This is a genomic window from Marinomonas foliarum (assembly GCF_016906065.1).
Classification (GTDB): domain Bacteria; phylum Pseudomonadota; class Gammaproteobacteria; order Pseudomonadales; family Marinomonadaceae; genus Marinomonas; species Marinomonas foliarum.
This window is the reverse complement of record NZ_CP070273.1, coordinates 891,039-915,115: the sequence shown is the minus strand read 5'-3', so window position 1 is coordinate 915,115 and position 24,077 is coordinate 891,039. Positions and strand designations below refer to the sequence as shown.

Below are 24,077 nucleotides of genomic sequence, written 5' to 3'. Positions count from 1 at the left end.
ATGAGTTTTGATGTAGCGGCTATCCGCGAGCAATTTCCGATTTTAAAGCGTGTCATTGATGGTAATCCACTTGTTTATCTCGATAATGCCGCGACAACGCAAAAGCCACAGTGTGTGATTGATGCTTTGGTTGATTATTACTCGACTTGCAATTCCAATGTGCATCGTGGTGCCCATCGTCTTGCGGACGAGGCAACTCGTCGTTTTGAAGATGCACGAGATATTGTTAAAAACTTTATCAATGCGCCGAAACGCGAAGAAGTGATTTGGACAACAGGCACCACCGAGGCGATTAATATAGTCGCCAATGGTTTGGGGTCTTTGTTGTCGCCGGGTGATGAAGTTATCGCGACTGGAATGGACCATCATGCCAATCTCGTTACTTGGCAGCAAGCCTGTAAAGCGTCAGGTGCTACTTTAAGAACGATTCCCGTTACAGATGCTGGTGAATTAGATCAAGCGGCTTATGATGCCATGCTGAACGAGCATACTAAATTTGTGGCTTTTCCGCATGTTTCCAATGCGTTGGGGACCGTAAATCCCATTAAAGAAATGACGGCTAAAGCGAAAAAAGTCGGAGCTTGGGTACTGGTAGATGGTGCTCAAGGTGCTGCTCATGGCTATGCTGATGTGCAAGACATCGGCTGTGACTTTTATGCCTTTTCAGGACATAAAATCTACGGACCAATGGGCGTCGGAGTGTTGTGGGGTAAAGAATCAGTATTGTCGACTTGGCCAGTATGGCGCACTGGCGGCGAGATGATTTCCACCGTAACTTTGCAGGATGCTACTTGGAACGTATTGCCTTATCGTTTTGAGGCAGGTACGCCCAATGTGGGGGATGCGATTGCTATGGGTGAGGCAATTCGTTGGTTTAGCGCTTTGGATCAAGATGCGGTAGCAGCCCACGAAAAGGCGCTACTAGATCGTGCGACTGAACTAGCAGAAGAGTTTGAAGGCCTAACCATTATTGGTAATGCCAAAGAAAAAATTGGCGTATTGAGTTTTGTTATGGACCAAGGTCATCCTGCGGATATCGGTTTTTTATTGGATCGTCAGGGGGTTGCGGTTCGTACTGGTGATCATTGTGCGCAGCCTTTGATGGCACGTTTTAATGTTCCTGGCACCGCGCGAGCATCGTTCGCGATTTATAATACATTAGAAGAAGTTGACGCTTTGTTTGTGGCACTGAAAAAAGTGCGAACAATGCTGGCTTAGGAGGTTTCAATGACAGTAACAACGTTTGATCCTGTCTCTAGCGTGTCTTTAACCGCTTCTGCACAGAAATATTTTGCCTCTAAATTGGTGAAACAGCCAAGTAAGTTGATTCGATTGAGTACCAAGGAAAGTGGGTGTACCGGTTTTTCCTATGTATTAGATATCGTTGATGCTGCATTGGAAAATGATACCGTTTTAGAGTTTGGTGATGTTGTTCTTGCGGTAGATTCACAATCTGCTTCCATGCTTCAAGGAACGGAAATTGACTTGGTACGCGAAGGCGTTAACGAAGTTGTGAAGTTTAAAAACCCTAACGTTGTAGCAGAATGTGGCTGTGGCGAAAGCTTTAGTGTGAGTTAACTTCATGCAAAAAATGGTAGTTACAAACCGTGCTTGTCCTGCGCGACGAGTGCCAAGCGGTGAGCCAGTTAGTATTCCTGAAGGTCAGTTTATAACGATTAATCAGAGTTTGGGGGGGAATTACACTGTCACTTGGCAAGGTAATATGCTTCGTATAGATGGAACCGACGCTGAAGCAATTGGTCAGCAGCCTGAAGTTCTAGATTTTGAAGATCTCGGTACTGGCGAAGTAAGTGAAGAACAGGTTTGGCAAGCTCTAGATACAATCTATGACCCAGAGATTCCGATTAGTTTAGTGTCTTTAGGCTTGGTTTATAAAGTAACAGTAGATCAAGACAGCAAGTCTGTTTTAATCGATATGACACTGACGGCACCGGGTTGCGGAATGGGACCAGTGTTAGTGGGTGATGTTAAGTATCGAGTGGCGAAAGTGCCTAATGTCGAAACGGTGAAAGTGGAGTTGGTATTTGATCCGCCATGGTCACGAGAAATGATGAGTGAAGAGGCGCAACTAGAGGCAGGCCTTTTCTTCTAATGTCTTTCTGGGATGGCTTCGGTCATTCATTAAAATCGAATACAATATGAAACGGCCTTGGCACTTTGCTAATGCCGTTTTTGTTTTAATAGGCTTGATGTAAAAAAGAGGGTAGTCATGGCTTTGCCTAGTACAGAAGACATCGTAGATGATCTGTCGTTTTTTGACGACTGGGAAGATAAGTACAAGTACATCATTGATTTGGGTAAATCCTTACCTGCATTTGATGATGCATGGCGCACTTCAGAGCGTTTGGTAAAGGGCTGTCAGAGCAGTGTTTGGATTCAGCCGGATAGTGAGCAAGATGCGACAAAAGGTGAGGTTCTGACATTTGCCGTAGACAGTGATGCCATTATAGTGCGTGGTTTACTGGGATTGGTTTTGGCTGCATTGGATCATAAAACACCACAAGAAATTTTAGATTTTGATATAACGGCTTATTTTGAAGAGCTGGATCTTGAGAGGCATTTGAGTCCAACTCGTGGCAATGGTTTGCGCTCTATTGTAGGGCGCATAAAAGGCATTGCACAGGCAGCAGCTTAATTGATATTGGAGAGCGTTAAATGAACACCCCTGTTTACCTAGATAATTCTGCTACCACGCCAGTCGACCCAAGAGTGGCTGAAAAAATGATGGCGTGTTTAACGCAGGACGGTAATTTTGGTAATCCTGCTTCTCGCTCGCATCTATTTGGTTGGCGTGCTGAAGAAGCGGTAGAGGAAGCTAGGTTGCAAGTTGCGAGTTTGATTAAGGCCGATTCTCGTGAAATTGTTTGGACGTCGGGCGCGACGGAAGCCAATAACTTGGCTCTTAAGGGTGTTGCTCATGCTTATCGTCAGAAAGGCCGACATATTATTACGTCGATGATTGAGCATAAGGCGGTTTTGGATCCTTGTAAGCAGCTTGAAAAAGATGGCTTTGAAGTAACGTATTTACAGCCAGATATTCATGGTGTGATTTCACCAAGTCAGGTTGCAGAAGTGTTGCGTGAAGACACTATTTTAGTGTCTTTGATGCATGGGAATAACGAGCTTGGTGTCTTGACAGACATTACGGCTATTGGTGAGTTAACGCGATCCCATGGAGTATTCTTTCATGTGGATGCAGCTCAAACCTCAGGCAAAATTGAAATTGACGTTAATGCTATGAAAGTGGATTTAATGTCTCTTACAGCTCATAAGACTTATGGACCAAAAGGGATTGGTGCTTTATATGTAAGACGTTCGCCAAAAGTGAAGCTAGAGGCGCAAATTCACGGTGGTGGCCATGAACGCGGTATGCGCTCTGGTACCTTGGCGACTCATCAAATCGTCGGTATGGGGGAAGCGTTTCGTTTGGCTGGTGAAGATATGGAACAGGATTGTACTCGCATCAAAGTCTTGCGTGAGCGTTTATGGGTTTCTTTGACTGAGCTATCTGGAGTGCATCTCAATGGTGATTCAGATAACCGCGTTGCCGGCGTGTTGAATGTTGGTTTCTCTGATGTTGATGGCGAAGTTTTGTTGATGTCTTTGAGTGATATTGCTGTTTCATCTGGTTCGGCTTGTACTTCAGCAAGCTTGGAGCCTTCTTATGTTTTACGAGCGATTGGTTTAGCTGATGATCTAGCGCACAGTTCCTTGCGTCTTTCTGTAGGGCGTTTTAGTACAGAGGAAGAGGTGGATTTTGCTGCTGAGACGATTAAAACCGCAGTGAGTCGCCTTAGGTCTGTAGCTTAGTTGTAAGAATTTGTACTTTTATTCTGGTTTGAATAAATAATGTTCGTTTGATCATACAATTTTAATAAATTGCTGCGTATAATACGCGCGCTGAACTTTTAAGTCCCGGGCCATGCAAAAGGCATCGCCCTTTAAATTTTATTTGGAGTTATACCATGGCGTTAGAACGCACTCTATCAATCATCAAGCCAGATGCTGTTGCTAAAAACGTAATCGGCGAAATCTACACTCGTTTCGAGCGTGCTGGTTTTAAAATCGTTGAAGCTAAAATGATTCAACTAGACGACGAATTGGCTGGCGGTTTTTACGCAGAGCACAAAGAGCGTCCTTTCTACAAAGATTTGGTTGCTTTCATGACTTCTGGTCCTGTTGTTGTTTCTGTTCTTGAAGGTGAAGGCGCAGTTCTTCGTCACCGTGAGCTTATGGGGGCAACTAACCCTAAAGAGGCAACTGCTGGTACTTTGCGTGCAGATTACGCAACGTCTATCGATGCAAATGCTGTTCACGGTTCTGATTCTGTTGAATCTGCAGCACGTGAAATTGCTTACTTCTTCGGTAAGTAATTGACAGCTAGGACCTTTATGTCCGATCTGTTTTGAAAGGGCGGGCGTCAGCCCGCTTTTTTACAGAGGCTTCTGAAAAGACTTTTCTTTTCAGAGGCTTTTTTCGTTTACACTTAATGCTAACCATAGCAAGCGACATTGAATTATGACTGACACCAAAAAAGTAAACCTGTTGGGTTTATCCCCTGAGAAATTGATCGAGTTTTTTGAATCCATTGGCGAGAAGAAATTCCGTGCCACTCAGGTGATTAAATGGATCCATCAAAAGGGAGCGGAAAGCTTCGATGAAATGACGGATGTCAGCAAGGCTTTGCGTGCTAAATTAGAGCAAATTTGTGAGATTCGTGGGCCGGAAGTGGTGTCGCAAAATATCTCAACTGACGGTACACGTAAATGGATTATCCGAACTGAAGGCGGCAAGAACGATTGTGTTGAAACCGTACTGATTCCTGATGGTGATCGCGCGACCTTGTGTGTGTCATCTCAAGTGGGTTGTTCTTTGGATTGCAGCTTTTGTTCAACAGGTAAGCAAGGTTTTAACCGTAATTTAACGCCCGCTGAAATTATTGGGCAAGTGTGGATTGCGATTAAGTCTTTTGGCCCTATGGACCCGAATGGTCCTCGTCGCGTTACCAATGTTGTGATGATGGGTATGGGTGAGCCATTGATGAATTTTGAGCCTGTAGTTGATGCTATGATTCTAATGATGCATGACCATGCTTATGGATTGTCTAAGCGCCGTGTCACATTGAGTACTTCAGGTGTTGTGCCTAAGATTTATGAGTTGGTAAAACGTACTGATGTGTCTTTGGCTATTTCATTGCATGCGCCAAATGACGCTTTGCGTAATGAGCTTGTTCCTATTAATAAAAAATACCCGATTGCTGAGTTAATCGAATCTTGCCAGCACTACTTGGCAAATTTACCAGATAAGCGCCATATTACGATTGAATACACCTTGATGTCTGGTGTGAATGACAACGAAGAGCAGGCCCATGAATTGGCTGAGCTTCTTAAAGTATTGGAATGTAAAATCAACTTGATTCCATTTAATCCGTTCCCTCATTCGGGTTATGAAAAACCATCTAATAACCGTACTCGTCGATTCCAGAAAATCCTAGCTGATGCAGGTTATACAGTGACAGTTCGAACGACTCGTGGTGATGATATCGACGCTGCTTGTGGTCAATTAGTGGGGGATTTTCATGACAAAACTCGCCGTAGTCAGAAGTATATTGAGTTGCGAGAAGTAAAAAACTAACTTATTGTTCAAAAAAATTGTATATGACAAGGATGTCTGTATGCGCTTATGGTTACTGCCTTTTTTATTGTGTTGCTTGTTGATTTCCTCTTGTGCTTATCAAGCTGTTTCCCCTCAGCGACCTCCTATATCTGACTCAAAGCGCCTCTCAATGATACAAGCGCATCTTTTACTGGGTCAGTGGCCATTGGCAAAGAGGCAGCTAGATCAGGTGGGTTCCTCGGAGCAATTTAGGGAGTATTGGCGTTTGCTTGGGTTATATTGGTTGAGTGTTGAAGAGTACAGTGAAGCTATAGCGGTTCACGAAAGGGCACTAAGTGAATACCCAAATGACGGTTTTTTGTTGAATAACTATGGCGTGCTGTTAGGGGTGGAGGAGCGTTGGGAGCTTGCTTGTAAGGCATTTGAAAATGCAGATAAAAATAGCCCTAATAGGCGCCAGACAGTGCAAATTAACCTATCCAGATGTGCAATACGTCAGAATCAAGTAAATTTAGCTGGAATCTATCTAAAACAGGCAAAAGAAATTGCTGATTTACCTCTGATTGGTTTGATGACGGAGCTCAATCTTGTTTTAATACAAGGTAGTAATGACAAAGCTCGCTTAATTTTTAATAATATCCAGGCTAATAAACAAATTGCCCGAGGATCGGTGCATTTTGATGAGTACAACTGTCTGTCGCGGCATCTAATTGCACGCGAGACTGACCCTACACTGTCCTCATCTGCGAGTAATTTTACATGCCTGAATGGCTCAAGGTATTGACATGACAACTGAATTTCAAACTGATGCTCCTGTAAGTAAAACGAATATAGATACGATTAATATTGGTAAGCGACTTAAAGCGAAGAGACTTGAGCTAGAGTTTGATGAAAGATATGTTGCTACAGAGTTAAAAATCCCCATTGACCAAGTACGAGCACTTGAAGCGAATAATTTTAAATATTTTCGTTCTAGTACCTTTGCTCGTGGCTTTCTTAAAAGTTATTGCCGATTATTGAGCATAGAAACATCAGAAATGTTGAACGCATTTGATGCAGAGCGTGCTGATGCCGAGTCGACAATCAAGCCTGTTGATAAAGTGAATAGACAGAGTCATTTGGGTGACCCTATCGTTATGTTTATATCGGTAGTTATTGTCGCCGTTTTAGTGTTTTTAGTTTTTTGGTGGCCGGCGCAATCTGCAGATGATGTGAGCATTGTAGAAGAAAGCGCTCAGAGCTCCGAGCAGGCCGCTGTCGAAGAAACACCTAGTGAGCCAGAGGTGGATGTTAATAACGCCACAGAGGAGTCTCAAGATTTATCAGAAAGCACTCCTGAAATGACGGCAGCTGAAGATGTCGCAGATGATGGCGATGTAGTAACTGGTTTGTCTGCTGAAACAATGGCTATTCTAGAAGAGGCTGGTGTTAATCCTGACGAGGTAGTAAGAGCAACCTCTGAAGTACCTACTGAAGTGTCCCCTGAGCCAGTATTGCCTACTTATTCTGATGAAGTTGTGATTGCTTTTGATGCTGACTGCTGGACTGAAGTGAGAGATGCGACTGGAAAAATTTTGTTTTCAGGCGTTAAGTCTGCTGGCAGTGAGTTATCCTTAACAGGTAAGGCACCTTACCGTGTGGTCTTGGGATATGCCAAAGGCGTGTCATCTTTGACCTACAAAGGCAACGACTTCGATTTTTCTTCTTTTACACGTAAAGATTTGGCTCGTTTTGAGCTCAAGTAGAGACCCTTATGCATTTTGAATCACCTATTAAACGACGTCACTCTCGACAGATTATGGTTGGGAATGTTCCCGTTGGCGGAGGTGCGCCAATTAGTGTCCAAAGTATGACAAATACTGAAACGTGCGATGTTGATGCAACGGTTGCGCAAATCCGTGCGATAGCCGACGCTGGTGCAGATATCGTTCGTGTTTCTATTCCATCCATGGATGCCGCTGAAGCATTTAAGAAAATACGGGCCGAAGTATCAATTCCACTTGTAGCTGATATTCATTTTGACTATAAAATTGCGTTAAAAGTCGCTGAATACGGAGTGGATTGTTTACGTATTAACCCCGGCAATATAGGTAATAAAGACCGTGTTCGCGCTGTTGTTGATTGTGCAAGAGACAAAAATATCCCTATTCGTATTGGCGTGAATGCTGGTTCCTTAGAAAAGGACCTTCAGAAAAAGTACGGTGAGCCAACGCCAGATGCGCTGGTTGAATCGGCTTTTCGCCAAATTCAGTACTTCGATGAATTAGACTTTCACGAATACAAATTAAGCCTGAAAGCGTCTGATATTTTTATGACGGTTGAGGCATATCGAAAAATTGCTAGCCAGATCGATAACCCTTTACACCTTGGCATTACAGAAGCTGGGGGCTTGCGTTCAGGTACTGTGAAATCCTCTATTGGGCTTGGTTTGCTTTTGATGGATGGCATTGGTGATACCATTCGCGTGTCTCTTGCAGCTGATCCAGTGCAAGAAATTAAAGTCGGTTGGGATATGTTGCGTAGCTTAAAGTTGCGTAATCGCGGCATTAACTTCATTGCTTGTCCAAGCTGCTCACGTCAGAACTTCGATGTTATTAAAACAATGAATGAGCTAGAAGAGCGATTAGAAGACATTACTATTCCGATGGACGTTGCTGTCATTGGTTGTGTGGTTAATGGACCTGGTGAAGCAAAAGAAGCCGATATCGGTTTGGCTGGTGGATCGCCAAATAATTTGATCTATCAAGACGGTAAGCCAAGTAGCAAAACGAAAAACGCAACACTTGTTGATGACTTGGAAGAAATGATTCGAAAAAAGGCGGTTCTAAAAGAACGTGAAATCGCCAATATTATTGTAAAAAATTAAGGATCCATTGTGGCTCGTAAAATTCAAGCAATCAGGGGAATGAACGATATTTTGCCTGATCAGTCTTCTGTTTGGTTATATCTAGAAAAAACAGTAGCGAGTGTTGTTAAATCCTATGGGTATCAACAAATCCGTTTCCCAATTGTTGAAAATACGGATTTGTTTAAACGCGGTGTCGGTGAAACAACAGATATCGTTGAAAAAGAAATGTACACGTTTGATGATCGTAATGGTGAGTCTCTTACTTTACGACCAGAGGGCACCGCAAGTTGTGTGCGAGCTGCTGACCAGGCTGGCTTGTTGTTTAATCAAGTTCAGCGTTTATGGTACACCGGGCCAATGTTCCGTTACGAGCGACCGCAGAAAGGGCGTTATCGTCAGTTTCATCAGATCGGTGTGGAGTCGTTCGGAATGGGAACGGCTGATATTGATGCAGAGTTGATTATTTTGTCGGCTCGGTTATGGAAAGAACTTGGGCTGCTTGAGCACGTTGAGTTGCAGTTAAACACCATAGGCTTGGCCTCTGAGCGTGAAGCTTATAAAGCGGCTTTGGTTGAGTATTTGACACAATATAAAGGTCAGCTAGACGAAGATAGTCAACGCCGTTTAGATACTAATCCATTAAGAATATTAGATTCTAAAGATGAGCCAACTCAGGCTGTGTTGAAAGATGCGCCGAACTTAGAAGATTTTATTGGTGAAGAGTCACAAGCTCACTTTGACCTTCTGCAGGCTATCTTGAAAGCTAATGGTATCTCGTATGTCATTAACCGTCGTTTGGTACGTGGTTTAGATTATTACGGAAAAACAGTTTTTGAGTGGGTAACAACGCATTTAGGTTCACAGGCAACAGTGTGCGCTGGCGGTCGTTATGATGGTTTGGTGGAACAGTTGGGTGGAAAGTCTACTCCAGCCGTTGGTTTTGCAATGGGGATCGAACGTTTGGTGCTTTTACTTGAAACGTTAGATTTGATACCGGCAGGCGCTAAATTCTCGACAGACGTTTTTGTTATAAGCATGGGGGAGGCAGCGGAAGTCGCTTCTTTTGTATTGGCGGAGAGTTTACGCGAGGGGAACGCCAACTTAGTCGTGTTACGTCATTGTGGCGGTGGAAGTTTCAAAAATCAGATGAAGAAAGCTGATAAGTCCGAAGCTCGCTTTACGATTATTTTAGGCCAAGATGAGATTGAGCAAGGTATTTGTCAGGTTAAAGACATGTTAACGGGTGAGCAGCAAGCTTACTCTCTTGACGGTGTTTCTGCATATATTAATGCCAAGTTGTAATTTGATTGAATAGTGTGCGCCTACCAAAAATTGGTTGTATACCTTGCATGAGGAAGAGAAAGTGTCTGAATTAAAGACTGAAGAAGAACAAATTGAAGCGTTTAAGACATGGTGGAAAAAGAATGGTCTAGTATTGGTCATTGTTGTCGCAGCTTCTGTAGGTGGGTATTTTGGTTGGCAAGCTTGGAAAAACAATCAAGCTAACTATATTAGTGAGGCATCTGCTCTGTACCAAAATTTGGTTCAAGCTTCTGCAGATTTAAGTGATGAAAATAATCAAAAGACGGTAACTTTTATCGCTAAGCAACTTTCAGACGATTATGGTGATACTGGTTATGCCATGTTTGGTCAGTTGTTTTTGGCTCGAGTAGATGCTGAAAATGGTAACTACGATGAGGCGATTGCAGCTTTAGAGAATGCTATTTCTAAAACAAGTGATGCTTCTTTTGTTGCCATTGCTGATTTGCGAGTCGCGCAACTATTGCTTCAGAAAGAAGACTTTTCTGCCGCAATGACGCGCGCTGACAAAGTGTCTGATGAAGAGTTTGAAGCGCAGAAGCAAGAGTTGATTGGTGATATTTTTATGCAGCAAGGAAAGCGTGACGAGGCTCGTCTTGCTTACCAAAAAGCAAGTGAAGCCATTGGTACGGGTGTAAATCATCCGCTACTAGAAATAAAACTGAAGGATTTGGTGAAAGGTTAACTATGCGTAAGTCTACTATATTCATCACATTACTTGCGGCACTTGTGCTTCAAGGTTGTTCTAATTCACGTCCAGCTTTAGCTGATCTTCCTCCCCTTAAGAATAAAGTGGATTTAGGGACAGATTGGCGCTCTGGTGTCGATGGTAATTTTGGTGAGTCTAGTGAACGATTTAACCTTGTCCTAGATGACGCTTCTTTGTTCTTTGTCACTGATAAGGGCACACTTTACGAGCTTGGGCAGAATCGCGGAAAAGAGAAGCGTATTTTTCCGACAGAGTATAAAGCCAGTTCAGGTGTAACTCGTCACGAAGATGTTTTGTATTTCGGTACCTATGACGCTCAGCTTGTTGCTGCTTCGTTGGCAACTAAGACTGTGTTATGGGAGAAAACACTAAGCTCAGAGGTGTTGTCTGAGGCTGCTTATGCTGCTGGAAAGTTAGCAATTCAAACCGCGGATGGTTGGATTAGTGTGCTGGATGCAAGTACTGGGGAAACTCAGTGGCGAGCAAAAGAAGATTTGCCATCGTTAACAGTACGTGGTACAAGCGCGCCTGTTATTGAAAATGGCAAAGTAATCGTTGGTTTTGCAAACGGTAAGTTGAAAGCTTACGAATTACAGACTGGTAGCTTAGCTTGGTCGTATGATGTCGGTAAGCCAGAAGGTCGTTACGAGATTGAACGTTTAAGTGATATCAATGGCCGTTTAGTTGTAGATAATGGCGTTGTTTATGCTGTTGCCTATAATGGGACGCTTGTCGCGCTTTCTATTGAGAGCGGTCGACCTTTATGGCAGCGTAACATATCCAGTTCGGTTGGTGTCGCGGTGAAAGGTGAGCTGCTTGTTGCTGTTGATATGAAGAGTAATGTTATTGCTCTAAATGCTAAAAACGGTACTGAGGTGTGGAAGAACTCTGATCTTGAGGAGCGTGACTTAATCACTCCTGAGTTTTTTCGCGATTACGTCGCTGTGATGGATCGTGGTGGATATGTTCATTTACTTGACCTGGTAACTGGTGAGGTTGCTGCACAAAGATTAGCCGATGGTAAGGTTCCGCCTGGTAGTCGAATGGTCTCAAATGACAAGAAAATGTTTATTTTAACGCCGAACTCTAATGTGACGGCATTGAGCTATTAAAATCAGTTTTGATTTTGTGTTAGCGAATTTTTAAAGCGGCTGCCATCTCATTCATAGAGGTGGTGGCCACTTTGTATTTTTATAGGTAAAAAAATGATTCCAGTTATTGCATTGGTAGGTAGACCCAATGTTGGCAAATCAACTCTCTTCAATCAGTTGACGAGATCACGTGATGCTTTGGTTGCCGATTACCCCGGCCTAACTCGTGACCGTAAATACGGTGATGGTAAGCTTGGTGAGCATGAATTTATTGTTATTGATACTGGTGGTATCAGTGGCGATGAACAAGGTATTGATGAAAGAATGGCTAGACAGTCGCTATTAGCGATAGAAGAAGCCGATACTGTTTTATTTATTGTCGATGGTCGTCATGGTTTGAATCCTGCCGATGAAATGATAGCGAATCATTTGCGTCGATCGAATAAGCCAATCACTCTTGTTGTCAATAAAACCGATGGTATTAATGAAGATATTGCTTTGGCAGACTTCTATTCCCTAGGTATGGGTGAGTTACATCCTATTGCTGCTTCTCATGGTAAAGGTGTTCATGTCCTTATTGATAAGGTTATGTTGCCGTATGCAGAACGTGTGGAAGAAGCGAAGAACCAAATTAATCTAGCGTCACGTGGTATTCGCATCGGTGTAGTTGGCCGTCCAAATGTGGGTAAATCTACATTGGTAAACCGAATGCTAGGCGAGGATCGTGTTGTTGTTTATGACATGCCCGGTACTACCCGCGACAGCGTTTACATTCCTTATGTACGTCATGATAAAGAATATACTCTTATTGATACTGCAGGGGTGCGCCGTCGTAAGCATGTGAAGGAAGCAGTAGAAAAATTTTCTATTGTTAAGACTTTACAGGCTATCCAAGACGCTAACGTAGTTATTGTTGTCATTGATTCCCATGAAGACTTGGTTGAACAAGATCTTCACATGATCGGTTATGTATTAGATGCAGGTCGTGGTGTGGTGCTGGCTATAAATAAATGGGATGGACTAAAGAAAGACGATAGAGAGCATATTAAAAGCGAAGTTGAACGCCGCTTGGGTTTTGTGCCATATGCGAAAGTTCATTATATATCAGCTTTGCATGGTACTGGCGTTGGCGATTTGTACGATACGATTGAAAGCACTTACGAGTCTTGTTATGCCAAGTGGTCAACAAACCGATTGACTCGTATTCTTGAAGATTCTATCGCCGAGCACCAGCCTCCAATGGTGAATAGTCGCCGTATCAAGCTGCGCTATGCCCACCAAGGGGGGTCAAATCCTCCGCGTATTGTCGTGCATGGTAACCAGACGGATTCTTTACCTGGAAGCTATAAACGTTACCTTGAGAACAAATTCAGAACCGTGTTGAATATTACAGGTACGCCTATTATTTTCGAATTCAAATCCTCCGAAAATCCGTACGCACCGAAAAAATAAGTATTATTCTTTATCGCTAACAAGAGTCTCCGATCGCTTTTAGATTTTAAAGGTGATCGGAGATTTTTTTTAGGTAAAATGAATAAAATAGCTTCCTAAATGTAAGGTTATTCACTATTCTCGCGCCATTGGCATTAACCTTTTAAGCATCATCTGCTTTCTTTTTTGTTCAAAGGACATCTATGAAAATTGCAATTCTCTCTCGTAACCCTCGACTTTATTCTACCCGTAGATTAGTTGAGGCTGGTGAAAAGCTTGGTCATGAAGTGGATGTCATTGATACGATGCATTGTTATATGGACATAACAAGTAGTAATCCTTCTGTGCGCTACGATGGTAAGCCATTACCTAAATACGACGCAGTTATTCCGAGAATTGGTGCTTCAGTGACCTTCTATGGAACCGCTGTTGTTAGGCAGTTTGAGATGATGGGAACTTACAGTATTAATGAATCTGTTGCGATTAGCCGCTCACGGGATAAATTAAGATCTCTACAACTTATGTCTCGTAAAGGTCTGGGGTTACCAAAAACTGGTTTTGCGCATCATCCAGATAAAATTGGTGATCTCCTAAAAAATGTTGGCGGTGCACCTGTTGTTATTAAACTTTTAGAGGGAACTCAGGGGATTGGTGTTGTTTTGGCTGAGTCAAATAAGACCGCCGAATCTATTATTGAAGCTTTCATGGGATTGAAAGCCAACATTTTAGTGCAAGAGTATATTAAAGAAGCGGGTGGAGCTGATATCCGTTGTTTGGTTGTTGGTGGAAAAGTTATTGCCGCAATGAAGCGCCAAGGTGCGGAAGGTGAGTTCCGCTCAAACCTTCACCGTGGTGGTACTGCTTCTTTAATTAGATTGTCACCAGAAGAAAGACGTACGGCGGTAGAAGCTGCAAAGGTAATGGGTTTGAATATGTGTGGTGTGGATATTCTGCGCTCCAATAATGGCCCACTTATTATGGAAGTGAACTCTTCGCCTGGCTTGGAGGGCATTGAATCTGCGACAGGTAAAGACGTGGCTGCGATGATCATTCAGCACATTGAAAAAACAGCGTTCTTAAGTAATACAAAAACAAAAGGGAAAGGTTAATGGGGAAAACAGCTTTAACAATTGGCGGTGTTGATATTCCATTGGGTGGTACAGCTCGAATAAAACTGCCGATGGTAAAGTTGTACACTGACACAAATATGTCGATGCCTGTGTTTGTTAAACGTGGTAAACGCTCAGGGCCGACGTTGTTTCTGAGTGCCGCAATTCATGGTGATGAGCTTAACGGTATTGAGATTATTAGCCGAATTATTCAAAGCAAATATCTTGAAAACCTAAAAGGCACCTTGATCGCGGTGCCGATTGTTAATGGTTATGGTGTATTGAACCAAAGCCGCTATTTACCCGACCGGCGAGATTTAAATCGTTCTTTCCCAGGTTCTAAACGCGGCTCTCTAGCGGGTCGTGTTGCAGATCGATTTTTAAACGAAATAGTCTCTAAAGCCGACTACGGCATTGATCTCCATACTGGTAGCTTGCACCGTACAAATCTTCCTCAGGTAAGGGCAAATTTGGATGATCCTGAAACATTATCTATTGCTAAAGCCTTTGGCGTGCCTGTTTTAATGAATTCAAACCTTCGTGATGGATCGCTACGAGAGTGCGCTAATGATGTTGGTGCAAAGGTAATATTGTATGAAGCGGGTGAAGCATTACGTTTTGATGAGCTGTCTATACGTGCAGGTGTTAAAGGCATAGTTGGTGTAATGCGGCACTTAAGTATGTTGCCAAAATCCCGTAGCAAAAAATCGCTTTCTGAACCGAGAATTGCCCGAAGCAGTAGCTGGATAAGAGCCACAGATAGTGGTTTTACGACTCACATAAAAGAGCTAGGTGATCTTGTTGAAGCTGGTGATGTATTGGCTGAGATTAAAGATCCTTATGGCGATGTTTTAGATAAGGTGCTGTGTAAAAATGGCGGGATCATTATAGGTAAGCAAAACATTCCTTTGGTTCAAGAGGGTGACGCTATGTATCATATTGCCCATTTTTCATCCCCAGATGAAGTGGCAGGGCATGTGGAAAGTATGCAGGATGAGCTGATGGACAGTGAGGCTTCTCTAAACCTTATTGATTACAAATCATCTTAGAGTCTTCATTAATGACATTTGCATTGCAAATGTCATTACATAAGCAAAAAGTGAGTAATGATAGTGTCATCTCATTGTGCTATGTCGTTATTTCATCTTTTTTTCACTAAAATCTCGATTCCAAAAATTGAGGTTTTTTCATGTTTATTCTTCGTGGTTTTATTTACCTTTTTGCTGTAGCCGGAGTTGCGCAACTTATTTCTTTGGAAGGATACCAATTTCAGACTGCTGCTGAATACAGCGAGCAAACTCTAACAGAGCATATGCAGGATTTTATGTCTTTCTTTAGTTGTATATTGTTTTTGTATGCAGCGCGATTGGATAAAAAATTAAATATAGCGGCAACATTATTAGGTGCTTTGTCAGCTATGATGTTTGTTCGTGAGTCAGACTCTTTGCTCGATAGTTATGTATTTGATGGCGCTTGGCAGACAATTGTAAGTGTGATTTTTGTTTGTGTAGTTATTTACCTATGGGGGCGTTTTTCTTCTATTTATGCTTCATTAAAGGAATACTCACAACAGCCTAGTTTTGGCACATTTCTCGCTGGCTTTGTCACTATTATGGCATTTTCTCGCTTAATGGGACGTGGTTCTTTTTGGCAGGCTGTTATGGGGGATTCCTATATGCGACTGGTTAAAAATATCGTCGAAGAGGGAATTGAGACGTTAGGTTATACTTTGATCTTAATATCGGCCATTGAGTTGGTTCTTGCTTGCCGAAGAAGACAGACGCTGGCAAAGACAGAGCATAGTTAGTATTTATTCAAATAAAAAAAGCGCCAAGTTATTAACTTAGCGCTTTTTTATATCTGTTATTTCACTTTTATTGTTGGCGCGATTTTACTTTTGTCTTGCGGCGTTTTGTTGGCGTCGCCCCCCCAGTGTTAGTGCGGTGATTAGTCGGTTTCGGAGTACTTTTATTACGAGCCTTTTCTGCTGCTACGTTTTTCTCTATGGTTGGTCTATTTGACGTATGTGACGCGCCAGTCGCTTGCCCTGGTTTGGCTTTCTGAGGACGTCGATGGATTTGCTTATCTTTTTCTGCCGCTGGCACTAATTTGTTATCGCCATGGCCAATTAGATCTGGGCGGCCCATTTTTATTAGGCTATTGCGTAGATCCTGCCAGTTGCTAGGATCATGGTAGCGTAAGAAGCCTTTTTGTACTGTTCGCTGCTTGGCGTCTTTTGGCGTGTAAACGTCTTCACTCTTATAGGTAACCGGTTTTAGTGGGTTCTTGCCAGAGTGGTACATGGCTGTTGCTAATGACATGGGCGAAGGATAAAAGGTTTGTACTTGGTCTGGTTTGAAATCGTTGGTTTTCAACCATACAGCAAGGTTAAGCATGTCTTCATCTGAGCTGCCTGGATGTGCGGCAATAAAGTAAGGAATCAAATGCTGTTTCTTGCCCGCTTCTTTAGAGTATTTATCAAACATGCGCTTGAAGCGATCGTAAGTTCCCATACCTGGTTTCATCATTTTCGACAAAGTATCTTTCTCTGAATGCTCAGGCGCGATTTTTAGTAAGCCACCCACGTGATGGGTAACAAGCTCACGAACGTACTCTGGATCTTCTACGGCAAGGTCATAGCGTAAACCAGAAGCTATCGATACAGTATGAATACCTTCAACTGCTCGAGTTTTTCTATATAGCTGAGTTGTAGGGCTGTGATCTGTATTCAAATTAGAGCAGATGGTCGGGTAAACGCAGGAAAGTTTGCGGCACGACGCTTGTACTTCATCATCGTTACAGTTCAGCGTGTACATGTTAGAAGTCGGCCCGCCAAGGTCTGAAATATGCCCAGTGAAGCCCGGGACTTTGGCTTTAATATCTTCAATTTCATTCAAAATCGATTCGTGTGAGCGGGATTGAATGACACGTCCTTCATGCTCAGTGATAGAGCAAAAAGTACAGCCACCAAAACAACCACGCATGATATTGATTGATGTCTTGATCATGTCATAAGCCGGAATTCGGGCTTTTTTGTATTTTGGGTGGGGCACTCGTGCATAAGGTAAATCAAACACGCCATCCATTTCTGGTGTTTCCAACGGAATTGGCGGTGGGTTTACCCAGATCTCTTTCTTGCCATGCTTTTGAATTAGAGCACGTGCGTTGTGTGGGTTGGATTCAAGGTGCAAAATACGTGATGTATGGGCGTATAGAACAGGATCTTTCGAGACTTTCTCAAAAGACGGTAAACGGATATAGGTGTTTTCCGGATCAAGCTTTTCGCCACGGCGAAGTGGGGCGGGAATCACACGAATAGGCATGACGTCGGACTCTTCTTCGTCTTTAGTTTGGCACTTGCCTTCCGGGATGTATTCGTAAGGGCTGTAAATCTGGTCGACTTTGCCAGGCCAATCTACACGGGTTGAATCGATTTCAGTGTAGCCACCAGGTGGTGTGTTACGGACAATCGTTGTGCCACGAATATCTGTAAGTTCATCAAGTGTTTTACCCATAGCCATTTGATGGGTCACTTCAATCATGGCGCGCTCAGCATTACCATAAAGCAGGATATCTGCGGTAGAGTCGATTAACACCGAGCGGCGAACTTCATCACTCCAATAATCGTATTGAGCAATTCGACGCAGACTGGCTTCAATGCCACCAATCATTACTGGAATATCATGGAAAGCTTCTTTACAGCGCTGAGAGTAAACGATAACCGCACGGTCCGGACGTTTTCCACCAACGCCGTAAGGCGTATAGGCATCGTCATTACGTACTTTTAAGTCAGCTGTGTAGCGGTTGATCAGGGAGTCCATATTGCCAGCGGTCACACCAAAGTATAAGTTGGGGCGACCAAGGCGCATGAAGTCTTCTGTGTTACGCCAATCTGGTTGATCGATAATACCGACACGGTAACCTTGAGCTTCTAATAAGCGACCCAATACCGCCATACCAAAGCTGGGGTGATCCACATAAGCATCGCCCGAAACAATGATGACATCGCAGCTATCCCAGCCAAGAGCGTCCATTTCTTCCCTAGTAGTTGGTAGGAAGGGGGAGACGCCATAACACTCTGCCCAATATAATGGGTAAGAGAAAAGTTGTTTGGCGGTTTTATGTCGTTTGATCATTGTCTACTCTTGGTATCGGTGAAAATAGTGAATGACTATTCTTTGCTATTACGAGGATACATGGATTGTCTGTGGAAAACTCTGCAGTATTATCCCAGAAAATCTCTAGGGTAGACAGCCAAATCTAAGTCTATTCCGTCATATCCTCTTTAAGGCTGAATTCGCCAAACACTTTCGTCAAATGTACTGTGTCCTTGTTCTTTATACTGCAGGTTGGTTTGAGCTAGATTCTCTGAGGCAATTTTTTGAATATGGTTTCCCCAAAGCAAAGGGACGCTATCTTCTTCGATTGAGAATGGTGGGCCCTGAGTATCACCATCGTATTGTAATGAGATTAATAGCACACAGGCAGACGGGGACAAGCGCTTTAGTGTGTGAGCAACATACTCTGCACGCTTTGAATCTGGCATGGCAACCATAGCGGCACGATCGTAACAGGCATCAAAGTTATCTTCGCTGAATTGGAAGTAGTCACCTTCAATAATACGTAGTGATAATCCTCCATTTACCGTATGTATTTTTAAATCGCCTTCTTGGTGTGTGTCATACGTTAAATCGTTGTCTCCTAAAAATTGAATGACAGCAAGTGAAGAAAGCTCAACACCAGTGACTTCATAGCCTTGTTCTGCAAGCCACATCATATCGTTCGATTTACCACATAAAGGCACAAGCACACGACTGTTTTTCGGTAAGGCTGGCCAAAACTCTACGAGCTTAGGGTTAATGCCTTCTTGATGAAAACCAATGCGTCCAGTCTTCCAACGATCCAACCAAAATTCATTTGTAATCACGATAACCTCGTTCAATGTGGCGTATTTATATTTTAGTGTATGAAATGTTTCTCTATTGAATAATTTTTAGCTGTAAGCGCCATTATAGACAGCAAAAAAGATTTATCATTGTCTCTTTACGTATTCTGCATTTAAATTAGATCAACTTTAACAGGGAGCCCTATATGTCTTTAGAACTTGCGCCAGACCACGTGAAACTGGCTGTAGATCTTATTGAGTTACTAGAAAGTAATGACATTGAGCCACAAGTGGTAGTAGATGCGTTGACCATTGTATTAAGAGACTTCAATGGAAAGATCTCACCAAATGATGAAAACCAAAAAGTTTCTAAAGTAGTAGATCAAGAGAATCTAAAATAGTTTCTTGATGTTTTACTCAGATAGCTATTCTGCCAACAAAATATAAAAATAAGAGGTTGTATTTATGATGTTATTTTCAGTGGTTGCCACGACGTTGGTCGCTCTTTTACATTTGTATATTATGTATATCGAGATGTTTCTTTGGGATAAGCCTCAAGGTATGAAGGTTTTTGGTCTAAAGCCAGATTTCGCAAAAGCGACGAAAGTGATGGCGGCGAACCAAGGACTTTATAATGGCTTTTTGGCTGCAGGGTTGTTGTGGGGGTTATGGCTTGGTGTCGAGGGTTTTCAGGTGACTGTCTTCTTCTTGTTATGTGTGATTGTGGCTGGGGTTTATGGCGCAGTTAGTGCCAATAAGAAGATTTTGTTTGTGCAGGGAGTTCCTAGTTTAATTGCTTTAATTTCTGTGCTACTTGCCGCTTAATGGATTATGAATCATGGAGCTATCATGTCAGTAAAAGACAATATGCAGCTGATGGCATCTTATAATCAATGGATGAATCAGGCTGTTTATAAGGCTGTTGGTGAATTGAATCATAGCGACTTGGTCGAAGACAAAGGCGCCTTTTTTGGTTCAGTTATTGGTACCTTAAACCATAACCTTGTAGCGGATATTATTTGGTTGAAGCGTTTCGCTGATCATTTTTCTGAGTTCTCCAGTCTCGATCCTGTTCGAACGATACAGCGACCAGCGGCGCTAGATACTCTGTTGTTTGATAATTTGAGTTTATTGCAGAGCCAGCGTTTTGACTTAGATAAGTTAATTATTGCGATGATGGCTGAGGCAACAGATGAAATGCTTAACTCGGCGCTTGTGTATAAAAATATGAAAGGGGTCGAGCACTCACAAAAATTTGGTTTTACGCTACAACATTTTTTTAATCATCAGACACATCATCGAGGCCAAATAACGACCTTGCTTTCCCAAATGGGAGTGGATGTTGGTGTAACTGACTTGATAACCACCATTCCTCGTATGTAATTAGTTATAATGCATGTAAATTTTATGTAGAAAGAGTTCTAGTTTGCACACACTTGACCAACTTAATCGCGGGGAGTTGAAGGGCGTTGTTCGTCTACAACTCTCTGAGAATTTAACTCGTTTTCCTAACGCTATTTTTGATCTAGCGGATAGCCTAGAAGTTCTTGATTTGTCTAATAACAATCTAAGTGATCTGCCAGAGGATTTATTACGTCTAAAAAAACTCCGTATACTTTTCTGTTCGAATAATCAGTTTACTCATCTACCCGACGTCTTAGGGCAATGCGAGACGTTGGAAATGATTGGCTTTAAAAGCAATCAAATTTCTACTGTGTCGTCTGAATCGTTACCGACACAAACGCGTTGGCTCATTCTCACGGACAATAAAATAACCTCTCTCCCAGATGATTTTGGACGATTGACCCGAGTGCAAAAACTGGCTTTGGCTGGTAACCGTTTAAGGGCTCTGCCTGACTCTATCATGGGCTGTCGTCATTTAGAGCTGGTTCGTCTGTCGGCTAATCAGTTGGAGGCTTTTCCTGATGCGTTACTGGAGTTGCCACGTCTAGCCTGGTTGGCATTCTCTGGCAACCCATTTTGCGCGGAACGTGACTCCCATGACGAATTTAAAACCGTAAACTTTCGCGATCTAGAGCTACATCAAGTATTGGGGCAAGGCGCATCTGGGGTTATTTCTGTTGCAACGTGGCAAAAAAATCCCTTTGGCTTTTCTGAATCAGTAGCGGTTAAAGTTTTCAAAGGTGAGGTGACTAGTGATGGTTATCCTGAGGATGAGTTAGATGCGTGTTTGGCGGTTGGTAACCATGACAACTTGGTTCGCCCTCTAGCGAAAGTAGCTGAGGCTGATTGTTCTGCTTTGGTGATGGAATTAATTCCTGCTCATTACACGAATTTAGGCTTGCCACCGAGTTTGGTGTCTTGCACCCGAGATACATTTCCAGTGGAACAAGTGTTTCCGATAGAAAAAATCGCCAAGATTGTTGAGCAATTAGAGCGTCTGGTTACTCATTTTTGTGAAAAAAGAGTCAGCCATGGTGACCTTTATGCTCACAATACTTTGATTAGTGAGGATGGACATGTCTTGTTTGGTGACTTTGGTGCGGCATCAAAATATACCAATTTATCGCTGCAACAGCAGCAGGGCATTGAGCAAATAGAGCGAAGGGCGTTGGGCTTTTTTGTGGATGATATGCTGGGCTTGTGTACCGAAAGGGATAAAAGTACTGCTGTTTATCAATCGCTTCGAAGTAAGGCCTTTACTTGAATTGCAATGCTTAATATTTGGACGAAAAAAATGCCTCGCTTTGAGAAGCGGGGCATTTTTTGTAAACCTAGCGCGTTTTATATGTCACGTCTGGTTTTTTGGCTTATAGCATTTGCTTCGCTTTTTCTGTTAAGCGCATGGTTTGATCGCAAGCATTCGCAAGCTCAATACCTTTCTTAACAAAATGACGGCTGAAATATTCTTTATGCTCATCGTGCTCATGGAAATTATGAGGTGTTAGTACCGCCGTAAGAACGGGGACCTCCGTTTCCAGTTGTACTTGCATTAACGCGTTGCAAATCGCTTGAGCGACAAAGTCGTGACGGTATATGCCTCCATCTACAACCAATGCTGTTCCAGCTATAGCTGAGTATTGTCCACTTTTCGCCAGTAGTTTTGCTTGTAATGGGATTTCATAGCCGCCAGGAACTGGGATGATGTCAATCAAAGAAGCATCATAGCCGCGAGAGACGAGTTCTTTTTTAAAGCCTTCAACGCAATTCATAACGATATCTTCGTGCCAAGAGGCATGAAGAATAGCAATACGTTTGTTGGCTGGAGTAAATTCAATGTTATTCGTTGAGCTCTGATTCATTTGTTAATCCTAAAAAAATATAAGGTGAATCAGGGCGAACGGGCAGGCAAATATACCATGGTAAAAATGGCATACCTGAGGCGTCGCAAAATACGACACCACTAAAGGTCTTGTCTGACGCGCTCTCTATCATCCGGACTATAACCGTCGGCTCTGGAATTACACCAGATCTGCTGACCCTAGAATAAAAATCTACTAGGCGCTCGCGGGCTTAGAAATAGATTCTTTACCGCCGGTGGGGAATTACACCCCGCCCCGAGAACGAAGTCGGATAAATCCGACGAAATAAATACTACTTGTTTTCATTGTAGGCTGTCAAAGAGTGTTCTACGGAAAATGTGGCGATTTTGTGATAATTCTCTGAGTAACAAAAAGTAACCAATAATCATGGCACTATGAGTAGAGCTTTATACCCAGACCGATATAAAATATAGTGATAAATCGATTTATTGTTTTGTTGCAATAGCGGCTATTTTTAAAAGCTAGTTTGGAATATTGATTTTGAATGGAGTCATGCATTGTGGATATAAAAAAATCACGCTTACAAAAAATCTTCGTCTGTGCGTCTTTGCTCTCTTTGACTGCGTGTAGTTCGATTACTAAAGACTCCTCATCGACTAACGAGGTTGATGAAATGGGGGATATTTCACAGACTAACTCAGCTACTTATCTATGCAATGCTTCACCTTTACATGTTTTCTTTCATGCTGAAGATGCGCAACTTACTTGGAATGATAAAGAGTACATGTTGACTCAAGCTGTTAGCGCATCTGGCTCATTTTATCTTGGGGAAGGCCTTTCTTTCTGGATTCATGGAGAAACAGCCGAGTTAGAAGTAGGAACTATGGCGACAAAATGTCGTCTTGTTAAAGTCGAGTCGTAGCTTTAACTCATCACCTGAGTTGTCTTCACTTTAAACCGTGGGGTTTTCATCCCGTCAAATTAGCAATACGTGTACAATGGTTTCATTCGCGCCCTATGGCGCTTGATTTCATTGTAGAGAACGTATGAACAAGCTATTTGTAATGGGCATGGGCCCTGGTGATTTAGGGTTGGTTGCACCCAAAGCAACGCAAGCATTGGCCGCTTGTAGCGATTGGGTGGCTTATGGTTATTATTTGGATTTATTGGGTGAGCTTAGTGACGGTAAAACCTTTCATAACCTGCCTTTAGGTGAAGAAATAGGTCGTGCGCGCTTAGCCCTTGATTTGGCCGCACAAGGCAAAACTACCGCATTAATTTCCAGTGGTGACATTGGCATATATGCCATGGCGACGTTAGTGTTTGAATTGCTGGATATGCAACTGCAAGGCAAAGAAAATCACCCTGAATGGCTAGATGTGGATATTGAAGTTATCCCCGGTATTTCAGCCATGCAAGCCGGCGCTAGCCGAGTGGGTGCCATGCTGGGCCACGATTTCTGTACTATTTCACTTTCCGATTTATTAACCCCTTGGGAAACCATCGATAAACGCTTGCACGCTTGTGGTGCGGGTGATTTTGTCGTGTCGTTTTATAACCCTGTTTCAAAGAAAAGAGATTGGCAGCTTAACCACGCTCGAGATGTCCTATTACAATATCGTCCCGCCAGCACACCTGTGATGATTGGGCGTCAATTAACTCGCCCTGAAGAAGAGATTACCTTTACGACACTGGGTGAATTAGACGCAAAAGACGTGGATATGTTCACCATGGTTAGCGTTGGGAACTCTGACACCAAACACATTGTTAATGGTGAGAAAAAATGGATTTATACGCCGCGCGGCTATTCTAAAAAGCTTTAG

26 protein-coding genes and 1 riboswitch are annotated in these 24,077 nt (G+C 42.8%); of the genes, 23 read left to right on the top strand and 3 right to left on the bottom strand.

Annotation, left to right across the window (positions count from 1 at the left end):
* The 17 genes from JSY38_RS04245 (at position 1) to JSY38_RS04165 (ending at position 15,952) form a co-directional block, all read left to right on the top strand.
* On the top strand, positions 1-1,218 hold the full coding sequence (locus JSY38_RS04245; RefSeq protein WP_205115458.1) for an aminotransferase class V-fold PLP-dependent enzyme: 1,218 nt from the start codon (positions 1-3) through the stop codon (positions 1,216-1,218).
* 9 nt (positions 1,219-1,227) lie between these two features.
* A complete protein-coding gene (locus tag JSY38_RS04240; RefSeq protein WP_205115457.1) occupies positions 1,228-1,578 on the top strand; it encodes a HesB/IscA family protein in 351 nt (116 codons plus the stop codon).
* A gap of 4 nt (positions 1,579-1,582) precedes the next feature.
* Entirely contained in the window at positions 1,583-2,113 is a 531-nt protein-coding gene (gene sufT, locus JSY38_RS04235) for a putative Fe-S cluster assembly protein SufT (RefSeq protein WP_205115456.1), read from the top strand.
* A gap of 117 nt (positions 2,114-2,230) precedes the next feature.
* Positions 2,231-2,656, top strand: coding sequence for a SufE family protein (locus JSY38_RS04230; protein ID WP_114411599.1), 426 nt, complete (start codon positions 2,231-2,233; stop codon positions 2,654-2,656).
* Between the two features lie 20 nt (positions 2,657-2,676).
* Complete coding sequence (locus JSY38_RS04225; protein ID WP_205115455.1) at positions 2,677-3,831, top strand: IscS subfamily cysteine desulfurase; 1,155 nt, start codon at positions 2,677-2,679, stop codon at positions 3,829-3,831.
* A 155-nt stretch (positions 3,832-3,986) separates the two neighbouring features.
* Complete coding sequence (gene ndk / locus JSY38_RS04220; protein WP_114411601.1) at positions 3,987-4,394, top strand: nucleoside-diphosphate kinase; 408 nt, start codon at positions 3,987-3,989, stop codon at positions 4,392-4,394.
* A 145-nt stretch (positions 4,395-4,539) separates the two neighbouring features.
* Complete coding sequence (gene rlmN / locus JSY38_RS04215) at positions 4,540-5,655, top strand: dual-specificity RNA methyltransferase RlmN (protein WP_205115454.1); 1,116 nt, start codon at positions 4,540-4,542, stop codon at positions 5,653-5,655.
* A 40-nt stretch (positions 5,656-5,695) separates the two neighbouring features.
* Entirely contained in the window at positions 5,696-6,421 is a 726-nt protein-coding gene (locus JSY38_RS04210) for a hypothetical protein (protein WP_205115448.1), read from the top strand.
* A gap of 1 nt (position 6,422) precedes the next feature.
* Positions 6,423-7,382: a RodZ domain-containing protein gene (locus tag JSY38_RS04205; RefSeq protein ID WP_239544316.1), complete on the top strand. Its 960-nt coding sequence runs from the start codon at positions 6,423-6,425 to the stop codon at positions 7,380-7,382.
* 8 nt (positions 7,383-7,390) lie between these two features.
* Positions 7,391-8,503: a flavodoxin-dependent (E)-4-hydroxy-3-methylbut-2-enyl-diphosphate synthase gene (gene ispG / locus JSY38_RS04200; RefSeq protein WP_114411605.1), complete on the top strand. Its 1,113-nt coding sequence runs from the start codon at positions 7,391-7,393 to the stop codon at positions 8,501-8,503.
* 9 nt (positions 8,504-8,512) lie between these two features.
* Complete coding sequence (gene hisS / locus JSY38_RS04195; RefSeq protein ID WP_114411606.1) at positions 8,513-9,787, top strand: histidine--tRNA ligase; 1,275 nt, start codon at positions 8,513-8,515, stop codon at positions 9,785-9,787.
* A gap of 61 nt (positions 9,788-9,848) precedes the next feature.
* The gene (locus JSY38_RS04190) at positions 9,849-10,490 is read left to right on the top strand and encodes a YfgM family protein (protein ID WP_205115445.1); all 642 of its coding nucleotides are present in this window, start codon (positions 9,849-9,851) and stop codon (positions 10,488-10,490) included.
* Positions 10,491-10,492: 2 nt separating this feature from the next.
* Positions 10,493-11,626: an outer membrane protein assembly factor BamB gene (bamB, locus tag JSY38_RS04185; RefSeq protein WP_114411608.1), complete on the top strand. Its 1,134-nt coding sequence runs from the start codon at positions 10,493-10,495 to the stop codon at positions 11,624-11,626.
* Positions 11,627-11,719: 93 nt separating this feature from the next.
* Positions 11,720-13,057, top strand: coding sequence for a ribosome biogenesis GTPase Der (der, locus tag JSY38_RS04180; RefSeq protein ID WP_114411609.1), 1,338 nt, complete (start codon positions 11,720-11,722; stop codon positions 13,055-13,057).
* A 182-nt stretch (positions 13,058-13,239) separates the two neighbouring features.
* Positions 13,240-14,145: a 30S ribosomal protein S6--L-glutamate ligase gene (gene rimK / locus JSY38_RS04175; RefSeq protein WP_205115444.1), complete on the top strand. Its 906-nt coding sequence runs from the start codon at positions 13,240-13,242 to the stop codon at positions 14,143-14,145.
* Positions 14,145-15,194, top strand: a complete 1,050-nt coding sequence (locus JSY38_RS04170) for a succinylglutamate desuccinylase/aspartoacylase family protein (protein ID WP_114411611.1) — start codon at positions 14,145-14,147, stop codon at positions 15,192-15,194. Before rimK ends, JSY38_RS04170 begins: the two co-directional genes overlap by 1 nt.
* A gap of 140 nt (positions 15,195-15,334) precedes the next feature.
* Complete coding sequence (locus JSY38_RS04165; protein ID WP_114411612.1) at positions 15,335-15,952, top strand: hypothetical protein; 618 nt, start codon at positions 15,335-15,337, stop codon at positions 15,950-15,952.
* Between the two features lie 67 nt (positions 15,953-16,019).
* Here the strand turns inward: JSY38_RS04165 and JSY38_RS04160 are convergent, their stop codons facing one another.
* Both JSY38_RS04160 and tmpT read right to left on the bottom strand, forming a co-directional pair.
* A complete protein-coding gene (locus tag JSY38_RS04160; RefSeq protein ID WP_205115442.1) occupies positions 16,020-18,281 on the bottom strand; it encodes a YgiQ family radical SAM protein in 2,262 nt (753 codons plus the stop codon).
* Between the two features lie 149 nt (positions 18,282-18,430).
* A complete protein-coding gene (gene tmpT, locus JSY38_RS04155; RefSeq protein ID WP_205115440.1) occupies positions 18,431-19,072 on the bottom strand; it encodes a thiopurine S-methyltransferase in 642 nt (213 codons plus the stop codon).
* 164 nt (positions 19,073-19,236) lie between these two features.
* Here tmpT and JSY38_RS04150 point away from each other — a divergent pair, with 164 nt between their 5' ends.
* The 4 genes from JSY38_RS04150 to JSY38_RS04135 all read left to right on the top strand — a co-directional run bounded on the left by JSY38_RS04150 (position 19,237) and on the right by JSY38_RS04135 (position 21,698).
* Positions 19,237-19,431 (top strand): DUF2496 domain-containing protein, encoded by a 195-nt coding sequence (locus tag JSY38_RS04150; protein WP_114411615.1) that lies wholly within the window; start codon positions 19,237-19,239, stop codon positions 19,429-19,431.
* Between the two features lie 64 nt (positions 19,432-19,495).
* Positions 19,496-19,855, top strand: a complete 360-nt coding sequence (locus JSY38_RS04145) for a DUF1304 domain-containing protein (RefSeq protein WP_205115439.1) — start codon at positions 19,496-19,498, stop codon at positions 19,853-19,855.
* Positions 19,856-19,879: 24 nt separating this feature from the next.
* Positions 19,880-20,413 (top strand): DinB family protein, encoded by a 534-nt coding sequence (locus JSY38_RS04140; RefSeq protein ID WP_205115438.1) that lies wholly within the window; start codon positions 19,880-19,882, stop codon positions 20,411-20,413.
* A 43-nt stretch (positions 20,414-20,456) separates the two neighbouring features.
* Positions 20,457-21,698 (top strand): leucine-rich repeat-containing protein kinase family protein, encoded by a 1,242-nt coding sequence (locus JSY38_RS04135; protein ID WP_205115437.1) that lies wholly within the window; start codon positions 20,457-20,459, stop codon positions 21,696-21,698.
* Between the two features lie 103 nt (positions 21,699-21,801).
* On the opposite strand, the gene JSY38_RS04130 is transcribed toward JSY38_RS04135, so the two are convergent.
* On the bottom strand, positions 21,802-22,293 hold the full coding sequence (locus JSY38_RS04130) for a 6,7-dimethyl-8-ribityllumazine synthase (protein ID WP_114411619.1): 492 nt from the start codon (positions 22,291-22,293) through the stop codon (positions 21,802-21,804).
* Between the two features lie 117 nt (positions 22,294-22,410).
* Positions 22,411-22,560: riboswitch (FMN riboswitch) on the bottom strand.
* A 253-nt stretch (positions 22,561-22,813) separates the two neighbouring features.
* Here JSY38_RS04130 and JSY38_RS04125 point away from each other — a divergent pair.
* The gene (locus JSY38_RS04125; RefSeq protein WP_181858512.1) at positions 22,814-23,176 is read left to right on the top strand and encodes an MliC family protein; all 363 of its coding nucleotides are present in this window, start codon (positions 22,814-22,816) and stop codon (positions 23,174-23,176) included.
* Between the two features lie 124 nt (positions 23,177-23,300).
* Positions 23,301-24,077 carry a precorrin-3B C(17)-methyltransferase gene (cobJ, locus tag JSY38_RS04120; RefSeq protein WP_205115436.1) on the top strand — a complete coding sequence of 259 codons (777 nt, stop codon included), beginning with the start codon at positions 23,301-23,303 and terminating at the stop codon, positions 24,075-24,077.